The 23,690-nt window shown below is 60.0% G+C and carries 17 protein-coding genes and 2 pseudogenes; 10 read left to right on the top strand and 9 right to left on the bottom strand.

What is annotated here, in order from left to right; genetic code table 11:
- Positions 1–87 precede the first annotated feature (87 nt).
- A complete protein-coding gene (prpD, locus tag JIO00_RS20190) occupies positions 88–1,572 on the top strand; it encodes a 2-methylcitrate dehydratase (RefSeq protein WP_169856745.1) in 1,485 nt (494 codons plus the stop codon).
- A 105-nt stretch (positions 1,573–1,677) separates the two neighbouring features.
- On the opposite strand, the gene JIO00_RS20185 is transcribed toward prpD, so the two are convergent.
- Positions 1,678–2,610 carry a DMT family transporter gene (locus tag JIO00_RS20185; RefSeq protein ID WP_145305892.1) on the bottom strand — a complete coding sequence of 311 codons (933 nt, stop codon included), beginning with the start codon at positions 2,608–2,610 and terminating at the stop codon, positions 1,678–1,680.
- 91 nt (positions 2,611–2,701) lie between these two features.
- On the opposite strand from JIO00_RS20185, the pseudogene JIO00_RS20180 reads away from it, so the two are divergent.
- Positions 2,702–4,112, top strand: a pseudogene (locus JIO00_RS20180) (aminotransferase-like domain-containing protein).
- 123 nt (positions 4,113–4,235) lie between these two features.
- Here the strand turns inward: JIO00_RS20180 and ppsR are convergent.
- On the bottom strand, positions 4,236–5,054 hold the full coding sequence (gene ppsR, locus JIO00_RS20175) for a posphoenolpyruvate synthetase regulatory kinase/phosphorylase PpsR (RefSeq protein ID WP_077748193.1): 819 nt from the start codon (positions 5,052–5,054) through the stop codon (positions 4,236–4,238).
- 174 nt (positions 5,055–5,228) lie between these two features.
- Here ppsR and ppsA point away from each other — a divergent pair, with 174 nt between their 5' ends.
- The 8 genes from ppsA to JIO00_RS20135 all read left to right on the top strand — a co-directional run bounded on the left by ppsA (position 5,229) and on the right by JIO00_RS20135 (position 13,286).
- Positions 5,229–7,604: a phosphoenolpyruvate synthase gene (gene ppsA, locus JIO00_RS20170; protein ID WP_010456532.1), complete on the top strand. Its 2,376-nt coding sequence runs from the start codon at positions 5,229–5,231 to the stop codon at positions 7,602–7,604.
- A gap of 98 nt (positions 7,605–7,702) precedes the next feature.
- A complete protein-coding gene (locus tag JIO00_RS20165; protein WP_077748194.1) occupies positions 7,703–8,692 on the top strand; it encodes an alpha/beta fold hydrolase in 990 nt (329 codons plus the stop codon).
- A gap of 121 nt (positions 8,693–8,813) precedes the next feature.
- Positions 8,814–9,305, top strand: coding sequence for a ribonuclease E activity regulator RraA (gene rraA, locus JIO00_RS20160; protein ID WP_077748195.1), 492 nt, complete (start codon positions 8,814–8,816; stop codon positions 9,303–9,305).
- Positions 9,306–9,331: 26 nt separating this feature from the next.
- A complete protein-coding gene (locus JIO00_RS20155; RefSeq protein ID WP_083376059.1) occupies positions 9,332–10,327 on the top strand; it encodes a zinc transporter ZntB in 996 nt (331 codons plus the stop codon).
- 63 nt (positions 10,328–10,390) lie between these two features.
- Positions 10,391–10,639, top strand: coding sequence for a CrfX protein (locus JIO00_RS20150; RefSeq protein ID WP_077748196.1), 249 nt, complete (start codon positions 10,391–10,393; stop codon positions 10,637–10,639).
- Positions 10,640–10,641: 2 nt separating this feature from the next.
- Positions 10,642–11,466 carry a mechanosensitive ion channel family protein gene (locus JIO00_RS20145; RefSeq protein WP_008027407.1) on the top strand — a complete coding sequence of 275 codons (825 nt, stop codon included), beginning with the start codon at positions 10,642–10,644 and terminating at the stop codon, positions 11,464–11,466.
- Between the two features lie 87 nt (positions 11,467–11,553).
- Positions 11,554–12,144, top strand: a complete 591-nt coding sequence (sigX, locus tag JIO00_RS20140; RefSeq protein WP_010456518.1) for an RNA polymerase sigma factor SigX — start codon at positions 11,554–11,556, stop codon at positions 12,142–12,144.
- 107 nt (positions 12,145–12,251) lie between these two features.
- Positions 12,252–13,286, top strand: a complete 1,035-nt coding sequence (locus JIO00_RS20135; protein WP_010456516.1) for an OmpA family protein — start codon at positions 12,252–12,254, stop codon at positions 13,284–13,286.
- A gap of 75 nt (positions 13,287–13,361) precedes the next feature.
- Here the strand turns inward: JIO00_RS20135 and cobA are convergent, their stop codons facing one another.
- The 7 genes and pseudogenes from cobA to JIO00_RS20100 all read right to left on the bottom strand — a co-directional run bounded on the left by cobA (position 13,362) and on the right by JIO00_RS20100 (position 23,601).
- Positions 13,362–14,147 carry a uroporphyrinogen-III C-methyltransferase gene (gene cobA, locus JIO00_RS20130; protein ID WP_010456514.1) on the bottom strand — a complete coding sequence of 262 codons (786 nt, stop codon included), beginning with the start codon at positions 14,145–14,147 and terminating at the stop codon, positions 13,362–13,364.
- A gap of 10 nt (positions 14,148–14,157) precedes the next feature.
- Positions 14,158–16,875, bottom strand: a complete 2,718-nt coding sequence (locus JIO00_RS20125) for a nitrate reductase (protein ID WP_200668660.1) — start codon at positions 16,873–16,875, stop codon at positions 14,158–14,160.
- Positions 16,875–18,131, bottom strand: a pseudogene (locus tag JIO00_RS20120) (NAD(P)/FAD-dependent oxidoreductase); the annotation flags it as partial. The gene JIO00_RS20125 and the pseudogene JIO00_RS20120, both read right to left, overlap by 1 nt.
- A 428-nt stretch (positions 18,132–18,559) precedes the next feature.
- Positions 18,560–20,230 carry a bifunctional protein-serine/threonine kinase/phosphatase gene (locus JIO00_RS20115; RefSeq protein WP_169856750.1) on the bottom strand — a complete coding sequence of 557 codons (1,671 nt, stop codon included), beginning with the start codon at positions 20,228–20,230 and terminating at the stop codon, positions 18,560–18,562.
- A gap of 7 nt (positions 20,231–20,237) precedes the next feature.
- Positions 20,238–21,449, bottom strand: a complete 1,212-nt coding sequence (locus JIO00_RS20110; RefSeq protein WP_077748200.1) for a nitrate/nitrite transporter — start codon at positions 21,447–21,449, stop codon at positions 20,238–20,240.
- A 349-nt stretch (positions 21,450–21,798) separates the two neighbouring features.
- The gene (locus JIO00_RS20105; RefSeq protein WP_008146285.1) at positions 21,799–22,374 is read right to left on the bottom strand and encodes an ANTAR domain-containing response regulator; all 576 of its coding nucleotides are present in this window, start codon (positions 22,372–22,374) and stop codon (positions 21,799–21,801) included.
- Positions 22,375–22,389: 15 nt separating this feature from the next.
- Positions 22,390–23,601 (bottom strand): CmpA/NrtA family ABC transporter substrate-binding protein, encoded by a 1,212-nt coding sequence (locus JIO00_RS20100; RefSeq protein ID WP_200666715.1) that lies wholly within the window; start codon positions 23,599–23,601, stop codon positions 22,390–22,392.
- Between the last annotated feature and the right edge of the window lie 89 nt (positions 23,602–23,690).

The raw sequence follows: 23,690 nt of genomic DNA, 5'->3' as shown, positions 1-23,690 counted from the left end.
ATTTCAACAATAAGAATGTTGTAACCCATCGAGATTGATCCCTGAACCGAGGTCCCATCAACGAACCACTTCAAGAGTGAATCGAACATGAGCGCCAACGTCGACCTGAACAACCGCCCCGACTACGACACCGTCCTGCAGGACATTGCCGATTACGTCCTCAACTTCAAGATCGAGTCCGCCGAAGCGCTCGACACTGCCCGCAACTGCCTGATCGACACCCTCGGCTGCGGCCTGCTGGCCCTGCGCTTCCCCGAATGCACCAAACACCTGGGCCCTATCGTGGAAGGCACCATCGTCCCGTTCGGTGCACGCGTGCCAGGCACCCCATTTCGGCTCGATCCCGTCAAGGCGGCCTGGGACATCGGCTGCATCGTGCGCTGGCTCGACTACAACGACACCTGGCTCGCCGCCGAATGGGGCCATCCGTCCGATAACCTCGGCGGTATTCTCGCAGTGGCCGATCACCTGTCGCAAAAGCGCCTGGCCAATGGCGATGCGCCGCTGACCGTTCGCGCAGTGCTCGAAGCCATGATCATGGCCCACGAGATTCAAGGCGTGATCGCACTGGAAAACTCCTTCAATCGGGTAGGACTCGATCACGTCATCCTGGTGAAAGTCGCCTCGACCGCCGTCACCGCCAAACTCATGGGCGCCAATCGCGAGCAGTTGCTGTCAGCGTTGTCCCACGCCTTCGCCGACGGCCAGGCGTTGCGCACGTATCGGCATGCGCCGAATGCCGGGTCGCGCAAGTCCTGGGCGGCGGGTGATGCGTCCAGTCGCGGTGTGCGCCTGGCGGACATGGCGATGCGTGGCGAGATGGGCATTCCCGGCGTGCTGACGGCGAAGCAGTGGGGCTTTTACGATGTATTGTTCAGCCACACCAACAACGATCTGGCGCTCAAGCCCGAAGACAAACGCGCCTTCAGCTTCTCCCGCCCATACGGCACCTACGTGATGGAAAACGTGCTGTTCAAAATCAGTTTCCCCGCTGAATTCCACGCACAAACCGCCTGCGAAGCGGCAGTGACGCTTCATCCACAGGTTAGAAATCGTCTGCATGAGATCGACAAAATCGTCATCACCACCCACGAGTCGGCGATCCGGATCATTTCCAAGGTGGGCCCGCTGGCCAACGCTGCCGACCGCGACCACTGCATTCAGTACATGACGGCGGTGCCGCTGGCATTCGGCAATCTGGTCGCCGAGCAGTACGAAGACAGTTTCCACGCGGCGCACCCGATCATTGATGTATTGCGCGAGAAAATGGTCATCGTCGAAGACCCGCAGTACACCCGCGAGTACCTGGAGGCGGACAAGCGTTCCATCGCCAACGCGATCCAGGTGTTTTTCAAGGACGGCTCGAGCACCGAGAAGGTCGTGGTGGAATATCCAATCGGGCATCGCCGTCGCCGCACCGATGGCATTCCGTTGCTGGAGGACAAGTTCAAGGCCAACCTGGCGACGCGCTTCACCGCCCAGCGCAGTGCGGAGATTTTTGCGTTGTGCAAGGACCAGGCTGCGCTGGAGGCAACCCCGGTCAATCGCTTCGTCGACCTGTTCGTGATCTGACACGAATTCCTGCAAAAGACAGGGGGGCGGCGATCCGACTTGCCGGCGACGGCGTATTTGAAGACGCCTTCGCCGGCAGCCTGGCTCCTGCAGGGGCGGCCGGCGTCAACCCTTGAGCCATTTTTCGACGGGTAATTTGGTGATGGCAAACCCGGTCAGCAACACCGCCGAATACCCCATCAACTCCCGGGTCAGACTGTGCCCTTCATACCACGCGCCAATCACCACCGCGAACACCGGAAAAATAATAAACACGAACGACAGAATGATCGGGCTCAAGCGTTTGAGCAGCAAAAAGTAAACGATAAACCCGCCCACCGAGGCCACAAGTCCCAGATACAGCAAGGCGCCCCACGAGCGCGCAGTGATGTCTTCGAACACCGGAGCCTCAACGCTCAATCCCGCCACAAACAGCATCAAACCGGCCAGGCCGATGGGCAGCGTGTTGTAAGTAATCACACTGATCGCACTGCCTTGCTTCTTGGTGATGACGTAACACAGCGCATGCATGACCGCCGCCGCCAGAATCGCCAGTACCCCGAACAATTCGGCATGGTCCAGGTGCAGCCCCTGGCTGCGGATAATCATGAACAGACTGCCAAAACCGATGGCGATGCCAATCACTTGCGAAGGGTAGATTTTCTGCCGCAGAAACACGGCGGAAAACAGCAGGATGAACACCGGCATGCAGCTGAACAGCAGCGCGGTCAGGCCGGACGACACGTGCATCTCGCCGTAGTTGAGCAAGTAATACGGCAGGCTGAAATACGACAGGGTGACGAACACGAAAAACCAGCGGCTTTGCCGGGGAAACAGCAGCGGCTCGCGACGCAGCAGGGCGAAGCTCAAAAACAGCGGAAAGGCGATCAGAAAACGCAGCCCGGCGGCGGTCAGCGGGGGCACACTTTCGACGGCAATCTTGATGCCCAGCCACGTCGTGCCCCAACTCAGGCAAACGATCAGGAACAGCACGCTGGTGACCCCTCCGGCTAGCCACGGTTTTCGGATACTGGAAAAGGCGCTGAGGGCCGTGGACATGATCGTGCTCCTTCGTCGTCGAAATTGACCCCGTTACCAAATAGGTCTATCCCTGATTGAGCCTGTTTTCAGCACGCTATTCGGGATGGAAATGACTGTCAAAGTAAGTATTGCCACCGTGTCAATCTTGCGCGAAGGCCTGGCTCAGGGACGCGGCGTGAAGTACAAGCGCCTCGCCGAAGCCCTGGAAAAGAGTATCGGCGAAGGTTTGATCGAACCTGGCAGCAAGCTGCCACCCCATCGTCTTTTAGCAGACAGCCTGGGAGTGACCATCGGCACCATCAGCCGTGCCTATGGCGAACTGGAGCGGGTAGGGTTGGTCGTGGCTCGTGTAGGAGATGGCACCTATGTGCGTCAGCGGGGGATGGAGCGGGTGCGGGATGGCGGCTTTCGCAATGTCAGCGACGACCCACAGCCTTACTTCGATATGAGTCGGAATCAGCCGATTCCGGGGCAGGAAGGCGCTTTTCTGAGTCAAAGCCTGCAGGCCTTGGCCAGCGATCCATACACCTTGCAACTGCTTAGCGGTTATACGGCCGATGCCGGGTTGCCGCGACATCGTGCGGCAGGTGCCCATTGGCTGCGGCATCAGGCCTTCGTACCGAGCGCCGAGCAGGTTATTTGCGTCAATGGCGGCCAGCACGGCTTGCTCTGCGTGTTGATGGCGCTGCTCAAGCCCTGGCGACACTCTGGTCACCGAGCAGTTGACTTACCCCGGGCTGATCAGTGTCGCCCGCATGCTCGGCATCAAGCTGATCGGTGTCGGGATGGATGACGAAGGATTGTTGCCCGAGTCTTTGTCGGAGGTTTGCCAGCATCATCGGGTATCGGCGGTGTACTGCACGCCGACCCTCCAGAATCCTACGGCGGCGGTGATGTCCGTCCCACGACGTGAGGCGATTGCCGAGGTCTGTCGCCAACATAATCTGCTGATCATCGAGGACGAAGCCCACGCCGTTCTCGCGCAGCAGCGTCCGTTGCCCTTGAGCCACTTTGCCCCGGAGCGTTCGGTGTTGATCGGCAGTCTGAGCAAAGCGGTTTCGGCGGGTTTACGGGCGGGTTATCTGCATGCGCCGCAACCGTTGATCGGACGTTTGAGCGCGGCGGTGCGCGGGACGTGCTGGATGGCGAGTCCGCTGTCGATGGAGCTGGCGACGGCGTGGATCGAAAACGGTATCGCCGAGCAGTTGCTGGGGCAGCAGATTGCTGAAATCAGTCGCCGCAAGCGTTTGGTCAGCCCAATGTTAGAAGAGGTCGGGTACAAGACTCATCCCCACAGCCCACACTTCTGGATCGAAGTGCCCGAGCCGTGGCGAGCATCGCAGATTGCGGCGGAGCTAAAGCAGAACAATTACCTGGTGGCCACCGCGGAAGCGTTTGCGGTCGGGCATACCGCAGTGCCGCAATTCATTCGGGCGAGTGTGTGTCATTCAGCGGGGGATGATCGGTGGTTGCTGCAGGGGTTTGAAGCATTGGCGAGGGCATTGGCGGAGACCGTGTAATCGTTCTTCGCGAGCAGGCTCGCTCCCACAGTGGATCTCTGTCGTACACAAACTTTGTGTCCACTGGAGATCAACTGTGGGAGCGAGCCTGCTCGCGAATGCGCTATAACGGGCGCCGCAGAACTATTTGAACCGCCGCTCCACCCCTTTCTCCACCAGGATTTTCGCCGAAATCTCTTCCACCGAAAAATGCGTGGAATTGATGTTCGGAATGTTCTCCCGGCGGAACAGGTTCTCCACCTCGCGCACTTCAAACTCGCACTGGGCGTAGCTCGAATAGCGGCTGTTGGGCTTGCGCTCGTTGCGGATCGCGGTGAGACGATCCGGGTCGATGGTCAGGCCGAACAGCTTGTGCTGGTGGGCGCGCAGGGCGGTGGGCAGTTGCAGGCGTTCCATGTCGTCTTCGGTCAGCGGGTAGTTGGCCGCGCGGATGCCGAATTGCATCGCCATGTACAGGCACGTCGGTGTCTTACCACAACGCGACACGCCCACTAGGATGAGGTCGGCCTTGTCGTAATAATGCGTGCGCGCGCCGTCGTCATTGTCGAGGGCGAAGTTCACCGCCTCGATCCGCTCCATGTAATTGGAGTTGGTGCCGATGGAGTGGGATTTGCCGACGGTGTAGGAAGAATGCTCGGTCAGTTCCTGTTCAAGCGGCGCCAGGAAGGTCGAGAAAATGTCGATCATGAAACCATTGGACGTGGCGAGGATCTCACGGATGTCCTGATTGACGATGGTGTCAAAGATAATCGGCCGGAAACCGTCGGTTTCGGCGGCTTTGTTGATTTGTTGTACCATGGCCCGCGCTTTATCCACGTTGTCGATGTACGGACGCGTGAATTTGCTGAAGGTAATGTTTTCGAACTGCGCCAGGAGGCTTTGGCCGAGGGTTTCGGCTGTGATGCCGGTGCCGTCGGAAATAAAGAAAGCAGATCGTTTCATTTGCACCTTGGGCCTTAAGCTAGTGACGAATCTTGGATATGATAGGCGCGATTTGCCGGCCGCCAGTGGCCCGCATTCTCACTTATTTTCCAGGTCCAGGCCATACAGCTGGCAAACGCTCCCCCGAGCGCCCGGCTTCTGAGCTTTTCCAACACAGTTAGTGGAGAGATCACCTTGGTAGAGTACGTAGTTTCCCTCGATAAGCTCGGCGTCCATGATGTAGAGCACGTAGGGGGCAAGAACGCATCCCTGGGCGAGATGATCAGTAACCTCGCAGGTGCCGGTGTATCGGTGCCCGGTGGCTTCGCCACGACAGCTCAGGCTTATCGTGATTTTCTGGAACTGAGCGGCCTGAACGATCAGATCCACGCCGCCCTCGACGCCCTGGACGTCGACGATGTCAACGCCCTGGCCAAGACTGGCGCCCAGATCCGTCAATGGATCATGGAAGCCGAATTCCCCGAGAAACTCAACGCCGAGATCCGCACTGCGTTCGCCACGCTGTCGGCCGGCAACCCTGACATGGCCGTGGCCGTGCGTTCTTCCGCTACCGCCGAAGACCTGCCGGACGCTTCCTTCGCCGGTCAGCAGGAAACCTTCCTGAACATCCGTGGTGTCGAAAACGTTATTCGCGCCGCCAAAGAGGTGTTCGCCTCCCTGTTCAACGACCGCGCGATTTCCTACCGCGTCCACCAGGGCTTCGACCACAAACTGGTTGCCCTGTCGGCTGGCGTGCAGCGCATGGTCCGCTCCGAAACCGGCACCGCCGGCGTGATGTTCACCCTCGATACCGAATCGGGCTTCCGTGACGTGGTGTTCATCACCGGCGCCTACGGCCTGGGTGAAACCGTCGTACAAGGCGCGGTGAACCCGGATGAGTTCTATGTCCACAAAGGCACGCTGGCCGCCGGTCGTCCGGCCATCCTGCGTCGCAACCTGGGCAGCAAGGCCATCAAGATGATCTACGGCGAAGTCGCCACGGCCGGCAAGTCGGTCAAGACTATCGACGTGGACAAGGCCGATCGCGCCCGTTTCTGCCTGACCGACGCTGAAGTCAGCGAACTGGCCAAGCAAGCGATGATCATCGAGAAGCACTACAAGTGCCCGATGGACATCGAATGGGCCAAAGACGGCGACGACGGCAAGCTCTACATCGTTCAGGCCCGTCCTGAAACCGTGAAGAGCCGCACCCAGGCCAACGTCATGGAACGCTACCTGTTGAAAGAAACCGGCACCGTGCTGGTTGAAGGTCGCGCCATCGGCCAGCGCATCGGCGCCGGCAAGGTCCGCATCATCAAGGACGTGTCCGAGATGGACAAGGTCCAGCCAGGCGACGTTCTGGTCTCCGACATGACCGACCCGGACTGGGAACCGGTCATGAAGCGCGCCAGCGCCATCGTCACCAATCGTGGCGGCCGTACTTGCCACGCGGCGATCATCGCACGCGAGCTGGGCATCCCGGCCGTGGTCGGTTGCGGCAACGCCACCCAGCTGTTGCAAGACGGCCAAGGCGTGACTGTTTCCTGCGCTGAAGGCGACACCGGTTACATCTTCGAAGGCGAACTGGGCTTCGACATCAAGAAAAACTCCGTCGATGCCATGCCTGATCTGCCGTTCAAGATCATGATGAACGTCGGTAACCCGGACCGTGCATTCGACTTCGCGCAACTGCCGAACGCCGGTGTGGGTCTGGCCCGTCTGGAATTCATCATCAACCGCATGATCGGCGTGCACCCCAAGGCGCTGCTGAACTACGCCGGGCTGCCGCAGGACATCAAGGACAGCGTCGACAAGCGCATTGCCGGTTACGACGATCCGGTCGGTTTCTATGTCGAGAAACTGGTTGAAGGCATCAGCACCCTGGCCGCTGCGTTCACGCCGAAAAAGGTCATCGTGCGTCTGTCGGACTTCAAGTCCAACGAATACGCCAACCTGATCGGCGGCAAGCTCTACGAGCCGGAAGAAGAAAACCCGATGCTGGGTTTCCGTGGCGCCTCGCGTTACATAAGCGAATCGTTCCGCGACTGCTTCGAACTCGAATGCCGTGCCCTCAAGCGCGTGCGCAACGAGATGGGCCTGACCAACGTCGAAATCATGGTGCCCTTCGTCCGTACCCTCGGCGAAGCCAGCCAGGTCATCGATCTGTTGGCGGAGAACGGTCTGAAGCGTGGCGAAAATGGTCTGCGCATCATCATGATGTGCGAGCTGCCGTCCAACGCCATCCTCGCTGAAGAGTTCCTCGAGTTCTTCGACGGCTTCTCCATCGGCTCCAACGACCTGACCCAGCTGACCCTGGGCCTGGACCGTGACTCCGGGATCATCGCGCACCTGTTCGACGAGCGTAATCCGGCGGTCAAGAAGCTGCTGGCCAACGCGATTCAGGCCTGCAACAAGGCTGGCAAGTACATCGGTATTTGCGGTCAGGGCCCTTCGGACCACCCTGATCTGGCCAAGTGGCTGATGGAGCAGGGCATCGAAAGCGTTTCGCTGAACCCCGATTCCGTACTGGAAACCTGGTTCTTCCTGGCTGAAGGTCAGGCTTCGGCTTGATGGTGTGAGTGAAGCCCCGGCCGCTTTAGTGGCTGGGGCTTTAAGATTCAAGTAGGGCGGGCTCCTCTGGAAGCCGCCCTTTTTTGTGCAAGAGCATTATGCAAAGCAGCAGCAACCTATTTCCTGTCGCCCTGATCAGCGCCGAGCGTCGCGGCGATCTGAGCGAAGATGTCTATCGTTTGAAACCTGGCAACAGCCCTGACGGCACCGTCGAACTGGCTGTGACGCGTCTTGGCATGGCTGATGAATCGTCCGTGCGTGGCGTGCCGGTGATTTTGTTGCACGGCAGCTTTTCCAATCGCCGGTTCTGGTTCTCGCCGAAAGGACTTGGGCTGGGCGCCTACCTGACGCGCCTGGGATTCGATGTCTGGATTCCCGAAATGCGCGGTCACGGCCTGTCCCAGCGTAATCAGAACTACCGCAAGAACCGTGTTGCCGACTACGCCCGTTACGATCTGCCGGCCATTGGCGCGTTCGTGCGCGAGCAGAGCGGTCAGGTCCCGCACTGGATCGGTCACTCGCTGGGCGGCATCACATTGGCGGCGGCACTGGGTGGGGAATACATCGGCGAGCCTGTCGTGGCGTCGGCGGCGTTCTTCGGCACGCAGGTCAGTCGCACCTACTGGCCGTTGAAAATTCCACCGGTGGAGTGGAGCGGGCGCTTCATTCTCAAGCGTTTCGCCCAACTGTCCGGTTCGCGGCTCAAGCGTGGCCCGGAGGACGAGCCGATTGGCCTGGCCCTGGAAAGCATGCGCTGGTATGGCCTGTTCGGGCGCTTCGGCGATGCGGAGAAGGACTGGTGGGCGGGATTGGCCGACGTTCAAATACCGGTGCTGGCCGTGAGTGCCGCTGGCGATCACCAGGATCCGGCATGGGCGTGCCGCAAGTTGTTCGATCAAATGGGTTCCGAACACAAGCAATTCATCAACCTTGGCCGCGAGCAGGGCTTTGGCGATAATTTCGGTCACGTGGAAATGCTCGTCAGCAAAGCCGCCCAAACCGAAGTCTGGCCGTTGGTGGCGCGCTGGCTGGCCGATCAGCAAGCGCCTTTACTGGGAGAAAAGCCGGATTTGGCCACGGCAATCTGAGCCTGATGCTCTAACAAGGGCATTTCGCTCTGTTCGGCTTGAGGCTAAGATATGACGCATTGAGCTGTTCCGGTCACTTTGCGACACACTCGATTGTCTTCCTCTCTACAGGAGTTTCTCGATGAACCATTACCTCACGCCTGACCTGTGCGACGCCTACCCGGAGCTGGTGCAGGTGCTGGAACCGATGTTCAGCAATTTCGGCGGCCGTGATTCTTTCGGCGGCGAAATCGTGACCATCAAGTGCTTCGAAGACAACTCGCTGGTCAAGGAACAAGCCGAGCTCAAGGGCAATGGCAAGGTGCTGGTGGTCGACGGTGGCGGTTCCCTGCGTCGTGCCCTGCTGGGCGACATGATCGCCGAGAAAGCCGCGAACAACGGCTGGGAAGGGCTGGTGATCTATGGTTGCATCCGTGACGTCGACGTCATTGCGCAAACCGACCTGGGGGTTCAGGCACTGGCGAGCCATCCCATGAAGACCGACAAGCGTGGTGTCGGCGATCTCAACGTGGCGGTGACCTTTGCGGGCGTGACCTTCCATCCAGGCCATTACATCTACGCGGACAACAACGGCGTGATCATCTCGCCAAGCCCGCTGAAGATGCCTGAATAAAGCGCAAGACCAACAAAGGGGTGAGGATGTTCGAGGAAGAAAACGCGCAGTGGGGGCTGGTGCATGCCCTGGTGCTGGATGGTAAAGGCGGTGCGCGTTCGATAGCCCGGACTGAACTCGATGACTTGCAGCTACAGGCCCATGAAAGCCTGTGGCTGCACTGGGATCGCAGTCACCCGCAAACCCAGACCTGGCTGCGCAAATCCAGCGGTCTGAGTGAATTCAGCTGTGACCTGCTGCTCGAAGAGAACACCCGTCCGCGCCTTCTGCCGCTGCCGGACTCCGAACTCCTGCTGTTTCTGCGCGGGGTCAACCTGAACCCGGGCGCAGAACCGGAAGACATGGTCTCGGTGCGTATCTTCGCCTCAGCCCAGCGTGTGATTTCCCTTCGCCTGCGTCCATTGCGCGCCACTGATGAGTTGCTGGTGACGCTGGCCGAAGGCAAAGGGCCGAAAACCGCCTCCGAACTCATCCTTTATATGGCTCAGTACCTCACCCACAAGGTGCAGGATCTGGTCAGTTGCCTCTCGGAAGTGGTCGATGAGGAAGAAGAAAAACTGGATGCCGACGAACGGTATACACCCGAGCACGGCGCCATTTTGCAGATCCGTCGACGGGCTGCTGCACTGAAACGTTTCCTTGCTCCGCAGCGGGAAATTTTCGGACAGCTGACGCGGATAAAACTGCCCTGGTTCGTCGAAGACGATGGCGATTACTGGAACGAATTGAACAACAGCCTGACCCGATATCTTGAGGAGCTGGAATTGACCCGGGAGCGGGTGGGGCTGGTCCTCGAGGCTGAAGACCGACGTTTGAGCGTGCGCATGAATCGCACGATGTACCGCTTCGGGATCATCACCGGGATCTTTTTGCCGATGAGTTTTCTGACCGGTCTTCTGGGCATCAACGTCGGTGGAATTCCATTCTCCGCCAGCCCTTATGGGTTCCTGATCGCGTGCCTGATGATGGTTTCGGTAGCGCTCGGACAGTGGTGGTTATTTAGACGTTTGCGCTGGGTGTGACGATGAGCCATGTGACCCGGGCAAATTTGACCGCGTCTTTCACAGACATCACGAGAGGTGCGTATGCACGATCCGTTTGAACAGTCTTTGCGCGACATGCTGAACGCCTCGCCGTCCACCCGTGACGACGATGCGTGCCTTGGACGTGTCCTGAAAACCGCCAACCGCCAGGTCGGCGCTGGCGATCTGTTCAGCCTGCTGGGCCGCTGGTTGCCCGCGCTGATGATTGCCCTCAATAACGGCTCGGCCCACGTCTCGCCGGTATCCCGCCACCGTAAACCTACCGCTCGAACCGCTGATAAGGCTGATTGAATATGGAACTTGATCTCTGGACACAGAGCCTCGTCACTGCAATGACTGCGTTATGGACCAAGGTGGCCAATTTCATCCCGAACCTGTTCGGCGCGCTGGTTGTGCTGCTGTTGGGTTTCGTCGTTGCGAAACTTTTGGATACTTTGCTGTCGAAGTTGCTCGCCAAGCTGGGCCTTGATCGCCTGATGGGCGGCACCGGTCTGACCAAATTGCTGTCCCGGGCCGGCTTGCAAGTGCCGATCTCGACCCTGATCGGAAAGATTGTCTATTGGTTCGTTCTGCTGATTTTTCTGGTTTCTGCCGCAGAGTCCCTTGGACTTGAGCGAGTTTCGGCTACGCTTGACATGCTTGCGCTGTATTTGCCGAAAGTATTTGGCGCCGCGCTGGTGCTGCTGGTGGGTGTTTTGCTGGCGCAACTGGCCAATGGGCTGGTGCGTGGTGCCGCAGAGGGCGTAGGGCTGGATTACGCTGCGGGACTTGGGCGAATTGCCCAGGGGCTGGTAATTATCATCAGTATTTCGGTCGCGATCAGCCAGTTGGAGGTCAAGACTGACCTGCTCAACCACGTGATTGTGATCGTTTTGATTACCGTTGGTCTGGCAGTTGCGCTGGCCATGGGATTGGGAAGCCGGGAAATTGCCGGTCAGATTCTTGCGGGAATCTATGTGCGTGAGTTGTATCAGGTTGGGCAACAAGTGCGTGTTGGCGAGGTCGAAGGTCAGATCGAAGAGATCGGCACGGTTAAAACCACATTGCTGACCGATGAGGGTGAGCTAGTCTCTCTCTCCAATCGGATCCTCCTGGAGCAGCATGTGAGTAGCCGCTAACCCGGCAAACCCTGCTAATGTATGCCGCCGCAAAGTGCCCTGTAAGGGCTGCGGCGGACATTGACCTGACTGTCGGCCCGACTTGTTTTGAATAAAGCTCAATCGCTCTCCACGCGCTACGACCCCCGCGAGCTCTCTGATGAGGAGTTGGTCGCGCGCTCGCATACCGAGCTGTTTCACGTAACACGCGCCTATGAAGAACTGATGCGGCGTTACCAACGAACATTATTTAACGTCTGCGCACGATATCTGGGGAACGATCGCGACGCGGACGATGTCTGTCAGGAAGTGATGTTGAAGGTGTTGTATGGCCTGAAGAACTTCGAGGGAAAATCGAAGTTCAAAACGTGGCTCTACAGCATCACGTACAACGAATGCATCACACAGTATCGGAAGGAACGGCGAAAGCGTCGCTTGATGGACGCTTTGAGTCTGGACCCCCTCGAGGAAGCGTCTGAAGAAAAGACGCCGAAACCCGAGGATAAGGGTGGACTTGATCGCTGGCTGGTGTATGTGAACCCGATTGACCGTGAAATTCTGGTGCTACGATTTGTCGCAGAGCTGGAGTTTCAGGAGATCGCAGACATCATGCACATGGGTTTGAGTGCAACAAAAATGCGGTACAAACGCGCTCTAGACAAATTGCGTGAGAAATTTGCAGGCATTGCTGAAACTTAGTTCGGCGCAAATATCTCTTACGTGTAGGCAAGTTCTGATAGACTTGCCGCCGAGTTGTCCCCCGGTTTGCGGGACTGCTTCACAATCACCAGATGGGGATTTAACGGATGAAACTGAAAAACACCTTGGGCTTGGCCATTGGTTCTTTGATTGCCGCCACTTCGTTCGGCGCTCTGGCACAAGGCCAAGGCGCAGTTGAAATCGAAGGCTTCGCTAAGAAAGAACAATTCGACAGCGCTCGTAACTTCAAGAACAACGGCAACCTGTTCGGCGGCTCGATCGGTTACTTCTTGACCGACGACGTTGAACTGCGTCTGGGCTACGACGAAGTGCACAACGTTCGTTCCGACGACGGTCGTAACATCAAGGGCGCTAACACCGCTCTGGACGCTCTGTACCACTTCAACAACCCAGGTGACATGCTGCGTCCTTACGTCTCTGCCGGTTTCTCGGACCAGAGCATCGACCAGAATGGCAGCAACGGCCGCAACCGTTCGACCTTCGCCAACGTTGGCGGCGGTGCCAAGCTGTACTTCACTGACAACTTCTATGCCCGTGCTGGCGTTGAAGCTCAGTACAACATCGACCAAGGCGACACCGAGTGGGCTCCAAGCGTCGGTATCGGTGTGAACTTCGGTGGCGGCTCCAAGCCTGCTGCTGCTCCAGTTCCAGCACCAGCTGAAGTCTGCTCCGACAGCGACAACGATGGCGTTTGCGACAACGTTGACAAGTGCCCGGACACCCCAGCCAACGTAACTGTTGACGCTGATGGCTGCCCAGCAGTTGCTGAAGTTGTTCGTGTTGAACTGGACGTGAAATTCGACTTCGACAAGTCGGTAGTCAAGCCTAACAGCTACGGCGACATCAAAAACCTCGCTGATTTCATGAAACAGTACCCATCCACCACCACTACTGTTGAAGGTCACACTGACTCCGTCGGTCCTGACGCTTACAACCAGAAACTGTCCGAGCGTCGTGCAAACGCCGTTAAGCAAGTTCTGACCAACCAGTACGGTGTTGAATCGACCCGCGTTCAGTCTGTTGGCTACGGCGAATCCCGCCCAGTTGCTGACAACAAAACTGAAGCTGGCCGCGCTGTAAACCGTCGCGTAGAAGCGCAGGTTGAAGCTCAAGCTAAGTAATTAGCCCGCAGCTCTGAGAAAAGCCCGGCTTAGGCCGGGCTTTTCTTTGTCTGCGATTTGGTGAGGGGCGAGCCGTCAGGCGCGTTGATATCCAGCATTGATGTCGACGGACAAGTCCGCTTCGCTAGCAGACTCGTTCCCACAGTAAAGCGCAGAGCGGGCTGCTACCGCGCCAATGACCAGGATCGCCGGGCTTTTCAATTCGAATGCTGAGGCATCCTGTTCCATGGCCGTCAAATTGCTCCGACATTCCCGTTGGTGCGCCAGGGACGCGTTTTCAATCATCGCCACCGGCATATCCGCCGCCATCCCCCCGGCCAGCAGCTGCTCGCGGATCTCGCTCAGCTTCGCCACGCCCATATAAATCACCAGCGTCGTGCCGCCCTGGGCCAGGGCCTGCCAGTTCAGGCTGCTGCCGTCCTGAGTGTGGGCGGTGACCAGCGTCACGCCACGGGCAACGCCTCTGAGGGTCAGCGGAATATCGCATTGCGTCGCACCCGCCAGCCCGGCAGTGATGCCATTGACCAGTTCGACTTCAACGCCGTGCTCGCGCAACCACTGTGCCTCTTCACCGCCGCGACCGAAGATGCACGGATCGCCGCCCTTGAGCCGTACCACGCATTTGCCGTGGCGGGCATAACGCAGCATCAGGCGATGAATGAAGGCTTGAGGCGTGGAACGACAGCCGCCGCGTTTGCCCACAGGAATGATCCGCGCGCCGGGGCAATGCTCCAGCACCGCGTCATTGACCAGATCGTCGATCAGCACAACATCTGCTTCTCTCAACGCCCGAACAGCCTTGAGGGTCAGCAATTCAGGGTCGCCGGGACCTGCACCCACCAGCCAGACTTTTGCGCTCATCGTATTTTCCTCACGCGATAACGGCGATCGGCTGCGCAGTGGCAGCCAGTAGACGCTTGATTTCAGGTACACAGGAGCCGCATTGCGTGCCGCAGCCCAATTCTTGTTTCAGGCCCTGCAAGTCCAGGCCACGGCTGATGCCGGCGCAGACCGCGCGTTGACTGACGTTCTTGCAGTTGCAAAGGGTTTTGGTGCCCGCTGCCGCCGTGCCCGCGTTACCCGGCTGCGCGCTCAGTGGTGCCAGCAGCCAACGGCGCAGTTGTTCGTCGACGCGTCCCTCAAACCAGAGGTTTTGCAGCCAGTGTTGGGCGAGTGTTTCGCCGGCCAGGCGAATCGCGGTGATCCGACCGTTCTCGATCCGCACGCGTTTGCCGATGGAGCGTCGTGGGTCGTCGTAGGCCAGTACGGGACCGTCGTTGAGCGCCAGGCACTGATCGATGTCACGCAGCAGTTGCGGATCAGGCGCGGTGGCGCTGGCAGCGCGTATCAGCAGCGCAGGGCGTTCACGGCCGACCAGGCTGAGGCTGGCGTAGGAAAACGCCTCGCAGAGCGGTCGTAGCGTCTCAAAATGTTGTTGAACATTGCCTTCGACCAGGGCGAACAGCTGCCACGGCAACTGCACCGGCTCAAGTCGCACGCCACTGTGTTTGAGTTCCGGTTGTTTTGACAGCGGATCGAAAGCGGGCAGGGTGAGGGTGTTCACGCCGCCCTTGAGGAAACGGTCACCAAAATGCATGGGCAGAAAGGCCTGGCCAGGCCGCACGCTGTCGTCGCTGGCGACCGGCACGATTACCGCGCCGCGCCGACTTTTCAGGCTGATCAGATCGCCGGGTTGCAGACGATGCCGACGCATTTCATCCGGATGCAGGCTCAACACGGCCTCGCTGACATGCCCGAACAGCTGCGCGGCGGTGCCGGTGCGGCTCATGCCGTGCCATTGATCGCGCAAGCGACCGGTGATCAGCGTCAGCGGGAAGTGTGCGTCGCGTTGTTCCCTGGCCGCGCGATACGGATCGGCCACAAACTGAGCACGTCCGCTGGCGGTCGGGAAAATACCGTCGAGATACAGGCGTGCAGTGCCTTCGCTGGCGCCAGTGGGGAAGGGCCATTGTTGTGGGCCGAGGCGGTCGATCAGCTCATGACTGATGCCGGACAAGTCCAGATCACGCCCGCGGGTCAGGTGTTTGTATTCGTCGAAGACCTGCGCCGGCGTTTCAAAGGCAAACAGGCTGTTTTGCCCGGGGCGCAGCTGTTTTTCCAGGCGTTGTGCGAAATCCACCGTGATCGCCCAGTCGGAACGCGCTTCACCCGGTGCGACGATGGCCCGGCGAACGTGGGAAATGCGCCGTTCGGAGTTGGTCACCGTGCCGTCCTTTTCGCCCCAACTGGCGGCAGGCAACAGCAGGTCGGCGAACGCGGCGGTTTCGGTGGTGCGAAAGGCTTCCTGCAACACCACGAACGGGCAGGCCTCCAGGGCAGCGCGCACGGCGGTCTGGTCCGGCAACGATTGGGCCGGGTTGGTGCAGGCGATCCACAGGGCTTTGATTTTTCCGCAGCGAACCTGTTCAAACAACTCGATCGCGGTAAGCCCGGCATTTTCCGGAAGTTGATCAACGCCCCAATAGGCCGCCACTTCCGCGCGATGCTCGGCATTGGCCGCTTCGCGATGGCCCGGCAGCAGGTTCGACAGGCTGCCGGTTTCCCGTCCACCCATGGCATTTGGCTGACCGGTGAGGGAGAACGGTCCTGCGCCGGGACGGCCGATTTGCCCGGTGGCCAGGTGCAGATTGATCAGTGCGCTGTTTTTGGCGCTACCGGCGGTGGACTGGTTCAATCCCATGCACCACAGCGACAGAAAACTCGTGGAGGTGCCGACCCATCTGGCGCATTCCTGTAATTGCTCGACCTCGATCCCACACAGCTGCGACACCATTGACGGCGTGTAATCGCGTACAAGATTGGTCAGTTCGGCCAAACCTTCGGTATGAGCCTGGATGAAATCGCGGTCGACCCAGTCTTCGCACAGCAGCAGGTGCAAAATCCCATGGAACAAGGCGACATCGGTCCCGGGAAGAATCGCCAGGTGCAGGTCGGCCAAATCGCAGGTGTCGGTACGACGGGGGTCAATGACGATGACTTTCATCTGCGGGCGGCGGGACCGGGCTTCTTCCAGGCGACGAAACAGCACCGGGTGGGCGTAGGCCATGTTGCTGCCGACGATCATCACGCAGTCGCTCAGTTCCAGGTCTTCGTAGCTGCATGGCGGCGCATCGGCCCCGAGGCTGCGCTTGTAGCCGACCACTGCGGATGACATGCACAGCCGCGAATTGCTGTCGATGTTGTTGGTGCCCACCAGCGCTCGCGCCAGTTTGTTGAAGGCGTAATAGTCCTCGGTCAGCAACTGCCCGGAAATGTAGAACGCCACGCTGTCCGGGCCGTGTTCGGCGATGGTTCGGGCAAAGACATTGGCCGCGTGGTCGAGGGCGGTGTCCCAGTCGGTGCGGCTGCGGGCCAGGCCTTTGCCCAGGCGCAGTTCGGGGTACAACGCTCGCGCGGTCAAGTCGCCCGTCAGGTGCAAGGTCGACCCCTTGCTGCACAGCTTGCCGAAGTTCGCCGGGTGACTCGGATCGCCGCTGACGCCGAGAATGCGCTCGCCGTCATGCTCGATCAGCACGCCGCAGCCGACCCCACAGTAGCAGCAGGTGGAAGCGGTAATCTGGTTCATCAGCTTGCTTCCCTGCCTGAGTGTCCTGCGTCGCCGATGGCCTGCTCCATGAACGAAGCGTCGCCGAACATCAAGTGATCGCGGATCTCGTCGATGTCGTGATTTTCACGAATCTGCCGGAAATACCACCCGCCATCGGCCGTGTCGCCGTACAGACAGGCGCCGACCAGCACGTCATCCTTGATCACCAGTTTTTTGTAGACCCCACCGATCGGGTCGGAGAGGGTGATGGTTTCGGTACCTTCGCCGCCCATGAAGTCGCCGGCGGAGAACAGGTCGATGCCTGTGACTTTCAATTTGGTCGAGGTCACCGAGCCTTTGTAGGTGGCGAAGCCCAGTTGCGCGAGGTGGTTGGCGCAGACCTTGGCTTGCTCGAACAGCGGCGCGACCAGGCCGTAGGCGGTTCCGCGGTGGCTGGCGCATTCGCCGATGGCGTAGATCCGTGGGTCATAGGTTTGCAGGGTGTCATTGACCAGAATCCCGCGATGGCAGGGGATGCCGGATTTTTCCGCCAGTTCGGTGCTTGGGCGGATGCCGGCGGCCATGACCACCAGGTCGGCGGGGATGATGTCGCCATTCTTGAATTCAACCGAGCCGACCCGGCCGTTGCCGGCATCGTGCAGGGCCTGGGTCTGTTCGCTCAGACGAAAATGCAGGCCGCGGGCTTCCAGGGCGGTTTGCAGGAGTTGGCCACTGGTTTTGTCCAGCTGCCGCTCCAGCAGCCACTCGCCGATGTGCACCACGGTGACGTGCATGCCGCGCAGCATCAGACCGTTTGCAGCTTCCAGGCCGAGCAGACCGCCACCGATCACCACGGCGTGCTTGTGGGTTTTCGCGGTGTTGATCATGGCCTGGGTGTCGGCGATGTCGCGATAGCCGATCACACCCTGCAAAGCGTTGCCGGGGATCGGCAGGATGAACGGGGTCGAGCCGGTCGCGATCAGCAGGCGATCGTATTCCGCTTCGGTGCCGTCGTCGGCGATCACGCGGCGTTTGATCCGGTCGATCTCCACTACTTTGCGGTTGAGCAGCAACTTGATGTTGTTGTCCAGGTACCAGTCGAGATCGTTCAGTACGATCTCGTCGAAGGTCTGTTCACCGGCCAGTACCGGTGACAGCAGGATGCGGTTGTAGTTGGTATGGGGTTCGGCGCCGAAGACCGTGATGTCGTACAGCTCGTTGCTCAACTTGAGCAGTTCTTCCAGGGTACGAACCCCGGCCATGCCGTTGCCGATCATCACCAGTTTTAGTTTTTTCATCAGGTTCTCCGGGGAGCTCGGACCCGCCTCATCAGGGCTGTCAGGTCTTGCTCGACATATTTTGCGCAAACAAAAAAAGGCGTCCCGCTAGTTGCCTAGCGAGGACGCCTTTGTCCTGGTCCCGTTCTCTCGGGAAGCACACCCTTCATCGTTGAAGGCTGGGCTTTATGTCTGTTGGGAGAGGTAATGCAGTGGTTGTGCCAAGTCGTCAGAACCCGGGTTTAGAGCGGGAAATAACAGTTTTGAGTCAAAGCGTCCGATTTATTGCACCGAATCAAAGCGCGTTGCCCATTAATGGAGCGAGTTGCTGATGGGGCTGGCGGGGCTGTCAGTCCGCCATCGCGAGCAGGCTCGCTCCCACAGTGGTCTCCCGGATACTGGAGATCCTCTGTGGGAGCGAGCCTGCTCGCGATGGGCACGACGCGGAATCAGCCATGAAACAGCAAAACCAGCAGCACCAGATTCACCACCAACATCACCAGCGCCAGCGTCCGCCAGACCTTCAACGGCTCGCGCTCCAGCAGCGGTCTGGGCCGCACACTCAAACTGCGTCGCTCTCCCTGCTCCAGCAACAGCAACCATTCTTCCGCCGTTTCAAACCGTTGACCCGGATCCGCCGCGACCGCGCGCTCCAGGCTTTGCGCGATCCAGTCCGGCAGGTCGGGGCGGTAACGGCTGGGGCTGACGGGCACGCCAAAGCGTGGACGCTGGAAGGCTTCGATTTCGCCGTAGGGATAATGCCCGGTCAGCAGGAAATACAGGGTGACACCGACTGCGTACAGATCCTGTTGCGGTGTCGGTGCCTCACCGGCAAAGGCTTCCGGCGCGATATAGCTCGGCGTGCCGGGCAAGGTCGTGGGTTGATCTTCTGACAGACCGGGGCAGTAGGCGAGGCCGAAATCCAGCAAGCGCAATTCACCGTCGTCGCCCAGCAACAGGTTCTCCGGTTTGATGTCGCGATGAAGAATCTGCCGGCGATGCAGCATGCCGACGGCCTTGAGCAGACGCTCGGCCAGATCCTGCCATTGCGCCAGCGGCAGCGCCGCAACCCGTTCGTGCAACTGCGCCAGAGTGGAACCGGAATACTCGCGCATCACGTAATACAAATGCTGACGCTGACTGGCGGCATGAACTTCAGGGAAATGCCGTCCGGCCACGCGCTTGAGAAACCATTCCTCCGACAGCAAAGCCTGCCCGGCGAGGTGATCGTCGCGAAGTGCGGCGGGCAAGGTTTTCAGCAGCCAGGGGTGTTGTTGGCTGTCGCGAACCCGATAGAGCAGCGACTGCTGGCTCTGGCCGAGCATCCCTTCGACCTGCCAGCCCTCGAACATCTGGCCCGGTTTCAGTGCGGGTGGCAGTGGCCATTGCTGCAGATGAATCAGCGCATCGCCAATGCTCGTCTCACCGAGGGCATCGACTCGCACCAACAGGGCGCTGGCATTGTCCTGACTGCCCGCCAGGTGCGCTGCGCTGACCAGGGTTTGCGCCGCGCTGTGCAGGTCCGGTTGGTCGCGCAGAATCGCCGCAATGGCGGTGTCGCCCAGCACCGCCCAGATGCCGTCGCTGAGCAGCACAAAACTTTCGTTGAGCCGTAGTTCACCATCGAGAAAATCCAGGACCAGATGCTGATCGAGCCCCAGCGCTCGCTTGAGCACATGCTGCATGCCCGGCTGGTCCCAGACGTGATCTTCGCTGACCCGTTGCAAGGTGTCGGCGTGCCAGCGATACACCCGGCAATCGCCGACGTGGGCCAAGGTAAAACGCCTGCCGCGCATGACCAAAGCACTGACAGTGGTGAGCAATGGTTGCCCACCGCCATTGGCCTGCAACCAGCGATTTTGCGCCAGCAGCAGGCGATCCAGCGCTTGCGCGACACCCCAGGTTTCCGGGGTGGCGTAATAGTCCAGCGCCAGGGCCTGCAAGGTCGAGCGGGCGGCGAGACCGCCGTCGGCGCACTGGCTGACCCCGTCGGCGATGGCAAACAGGTAACCCTTGCTTGCCGCCAGCGCCGGGGCCGGAGTGACCAGGCGCAGGGCGTCCTGGTTTTCCTCGCGAGGGCCGATGGCGCTCGCTTCGGCAAAACTCAATTGCAGGCTCATTGCGGTCTCAGACCCGGGCAGCGGTCACAGCGGCCGAACCCCAGGTGGTTCTCCAGCGACGTTTCACCCCGTGCAGGCCGAACCAGGCGAGCACGCCAAGGCTGGCGAACAACCACAGGGCCATTTGATAACTGCCAGTGCTTTGCTTGATCGCGCCCATGCCCGCCGCCAGTGCGAAACCGCCGATGCCGCCGGCCATGCCGATCAAGCCGGTCATTACACCGATTTCCCGACGAAAACGTTGCGGGACCAATTGGAAGACCGCGCCGTTACCCGCGCCCAAACCGAGCATGGTGCAGACGAAAAGTGCCAGCGCTGCATAGGAACTCGGCAGGTTGAAACCCACCGCCGCGATGCAGATCGCTGCAACGGTGTACATCCCCAGCAACGTGCGAATCCCGCCGAATCGGTCGGCCAGCGCGCCGCCTAATGGGCGCATCAGGCTGCCACCGAACACGCAAGCTGCGGTGTAGTAGCCGGCGGTGACCGGGCTCAGGCCGTATTGGTCGTTGAAATAGCCGGGCAGGGCGCTGGCCAGGCCGATGAAGCCACCGAAGGTCACGCTGTAGAAAAACATGAACCACCAACTGTCGCGGTCGCCCAAGGCCTTGAAGTAGTCGGACATGGACTTGGCTTTCGGCCGTTCAGGGGCGTTTTTGGCCAGCCAGGCGAACACGATGATGGTCAGGATCAGCGGGATCAGGGCGAAACCGAACACGTTGCTCCAGCCGAAGGCGGCCGCCAGCACCGGGGCGATCAATGCGGCAAGCACGGTGCCCGAGTTGCCGGCCCCGGCGATGCCCATGGCCTTGCCTTGGTGTTGCGGCGGATACCATTGCGAGGCCAGCGGCAGGGCGACGGCGAAGGATGCGCCGGCCACACCGAGAAACAAGCCTAATAGCAGCGCTTGTTCGTAACTGTGGATGCCGTGTTTCCAGGCAACGAACAGGGCGCAGATGACGATCACCTGGCCGATCAGGCCAGCGGTCTTGGGCGACAGGCGATCAGCCAGCAAGCCCATCAAAAAGCGCAGTATGGCCCCGGCCAGAATCGGCGTGGCCACCACCAGCCCGCGTTGCTGGGTGGTCAGTTGCAGGTCGGTGGCGATCTGCACCGCCAGTGGGCCGAGCAGGTACCAGACCATGAAACTCAGGTCGAAATAGAGGAAGGCCGCGAACAATGTCGGGGTATGGCCAGATTTCCAGAAGCTTGAATTCATCGCGCACCTCAGCTGTAGGGAGTCTCGAGAAGGAGTCAGAAGCTTGCAGGTGGGGCGCCGCCTCGGCCGCACCACCGGCCCCGATCTCTGGGGCCAAAACGAAAAAACGCCGCCACCCGATTCGCCGTGGGCAAATGAGGTGAGCGACGTCTTTGTCGTAGGTGGGGCAACCGCCGTTGGTTACCTGTATGGATTACTTAGCGAGATCTGTGCCAACACCTTGATGACGCGTTGCGGCCATTCACGGGCAAGCCTCGCTCCTACAGGTTTTGTGGTGAGTTCAGATGTCGTGGGCACCTGTAGGAGCGAGGCTTGCCCGCGAAGGCGTCTTCACAGACTTCGCAAGGCTTCAGCCGAGCAGTTCACTCATGGCAATAATCTGCTCCGCCACCTGAATCAGTTTCTGCTGCCGGCTCATGGCCTGGCGGCGCATGAGGGTGTAAGCCTCTTCCTCGTTGCAGTCCTTCATCTTCATCAACAGCCCCTTGGCCAGCTCGATGCGCTTGCGCTCGGCCAGTTGCTGGTCGCGGGCGTTGAGCTGGGCGCGCAGGGCCTGGTCGCTTTCAAAGCGCGCCATGGCCACGTCGAGAATCGGCTGCAAGCGTTGTGCGTGAATGCCTTCGACGATGTAGGCACTGACCCCGGACTTGATTGCCTGGCGCATCACATCGGGGTCATGTTCATCGGTAAACATCACAATCGGTCGCGGTTGGTCGCGGCTCACGAGCACCACTTGCTCCATCACATCGCGGCTGGGTGACTCGGTATCGATCAAAATCACATCCGGACGCACCGTTTCGACGCGCGCGGGCAGGTCGATGGTCAGGCCGGATTCGTCGATCACCTCGAACCCGGCTTCGGTCAGGGCTGCTTTCAGGCGACCGACTTTCTTCGCGGTGTCGTTGATCAGCAGGATACGCAACATATTCGCAATCTCCTGTCAGCGGCTGGCGATTCGGTGCGAGCTTTCGCTCATGGCGTGCAGCTTGAAACTGCGGGCATAGCCGGTCGGGTCGGAGCCGTCCCAGATTTTGCCGTCGATCAATTGGCTGCTGCGCATGTCCTCACCCTTGGCGGCAACACCGACTGCGCTGGCGGCCTCACGATACAAGTCTAGTTGCTGGACCTCACGGGCCACGCCGAGGTAATCCGGGTCGTCGCGCAACAAGCCCCAGCGGCGGAACTGGGTCATGAACCACATACCATCGGACAAGTACGGCACGTTGACCTCACCGCCCGCATGGAAACGCAGCGCGTGCGGGTCCTGCCAGCGATTGCCGAGGCCATCGGCGTAGTCGCCAAGCAAGCGCGGTTCGATGCAATCGAGCGGTGCATCAAGGTATTCGGGCGCGCTCAACAGCTTCGCGGTGCTGCGGCGGTTCTCGCTGCCGTCTTCAATGAAGCGGCTGGCTTCGAGGATCGCCATCACCAACGCCCGGGCGGTGTTGGGGTACTGCTCGACAAAGGCGCGAGTGCAGCCGAGGACTTTTTCCGGGTGATCGGGCCAGATGGTCTGGGTCGTTGCCATGGTGAACCCCAGATTCTGCTTCACCGCGCTGGCGGACCACGGTTCGCCGACGCAGAAACCGTCGATGCGTCCGGCTTGCAGGTGCGCGACCATCTGTGGTGGTGGCACCACCACGCTGTCGACGTCCTGCAACGGATGAATGCCCTGACTCGCGAGCCAGTAATACAGCCACATGGCGTGGGTGCCTGTCGGAAATGTCTGGGCGAAGGTCAGTTTTGGGCGACTTTGGTGCACGTGCCGGTCCAGTGCTTCAGGACTGGTCACCCCCAAGGCCTGCAAGCCATGAGAAAGGTTGATGCTCTGGCCGTTCTGGTTCAGGCCCATGAGCACCGCCATGTCGGTCGGCGCCACGCCGCCGATGCCCAGGTGCACGGCGTAGATCAAGCCGTACAGGCTGTGGGCGGCGTCGAGTTCGCCGCTGACCAGTTTGTCCCGCAGGTTGGCCCAGGACGACTGGCGCTTGAGGTTCAGGGTCAGGCCGTAAGGCTGCGCGAAACCCTGCGTGGCCGCGACCACCACCGAGGCACAGTCACTCAGGGCCATGAAGCCGAGGTTGATCTCAGTCTTTTCCGGGGCATCGCTGCCATTGACCCAGGCCAGTGGGCCCGCTGTGGTTTCATTCATGGTTAAACACCTTCCAAAAAAAAGCGTCGTACCGGGCTGCTTGCCAGGGCAAGGCCAAGTGACGACGCCTTTGTCTTTCGACTCATCCC

Origin of the sequence: Pseudomonas sp. SW-3, assembly GCF_016615645.1 — a bacterium.
In the GTDB taxonomy this organism is placed as follows: Bacteria; Pseudomonadota; Gammaproteobacteria; order Pseudomonadales; family Pseudomonadaceae; genus Aquipseudomonas; species Aquipseudomonas mandelii.
This window is presented reverse-complemented; position numbering and strand designations above follow the sequence as displayed.

Bases quoted from the DNA above. Each gene is read 5' to 3' on its own strand.
- JIO00_RS20165 (WP_077748194.1), top strand. From the start codon at position 7,703: ATGCAAAGCAGCAGCAACCTATTTCCTGTCGCCCTGATCAGCGCCGAG.
- JIO00_RS20145 (WP_008027407.1), top strand. From the start codon at position 10,642: ATGGAACTTGATCTCTGGACACAGAGCCTCGTCACTGCAATGACTGCG.
- JIO00_RS20150 (WP_077748196.1), top strand. From the start codon at position 10,391: ATGCACGATCCGTTTGAACAGTCTTTGCGCGACATGCTGAACGCCTCG.
- JIO00_RS20185 (WP_145305892.1), bottom strand. From the start codon at position 2,610: ATGTCCACGGCCCTCAGCGCCTTTTCCAGTATCCGAAAACCGTGGCTA.
- JIO00_RS20115 (WP_169856750.1), bottom strand. From the start codon at position 20,230: ATGAGCCTGCAATTGAGTTTTGCCGAAGCGAGCGCCATCGGCCCTCGC.
- cobA (WP_010456514.1), bottom strand. From the start codon at position 14,147: ATGAGCGCAAAAGTCTGGCTGGTGGGTGCAGGTCCCGGCGACCCTGAA.
- JIO00_RS20100 (WP_200666715.1), bottom strand. From the start codon at position 23,601: ATGAATGAAACCACAGCGGGCCCACTGGCCTGGGTCAATGGCAGCGAT.
- JIO00_RS20105 (WP_008146285.1), bottom strand. From the start codon at position 22,374: ATGTTGCGTATCCTGCTGATCAACGACACCGCGAAGAAAGTCGGTCGC.
- prpD (WP_169856745.1), top strand. From the start codon at position 88: ATGAGCGCCAACGTCGACCTGAACAACCGCCCCGACTACGACACCGTC.
- rraA (WP_077748195.1), top strand. From the start codon at position 8,814: ATGAACCATTACCTCACGCCTGACCTGTGCGACGCCTACCCGGAGCTG.
- ppsR (WP_077748193.1), bottom strand. From the start codon at position 5,054: ATGAAACGATCTGCTTTCTTTATTTCCGACGGCACCGGCATCACAGCC.
- JIO00_RS20135 (WP_010456516.1), top strand. From the start codon at position 12,252: ATGAAACTGAAAAACACCTTGGGCTTGGCCATTGGTTCTTTGATTGCC.
- JIO00_RS20155 (WP_083376059.1), top strand. From the start codon at position 9,332: ATGTTCGAGGAAGAAAACGCGCAGTGGGGGCTGGTGCATGCCCTGGTG.
- JIO00_RS20110 (WP_077748200.1), bottom strand. From the start codon at position 21,449: ATGAATTCAAGCTTCTGGAAATCTGGCCATACCCCGACATTGTTCGCG.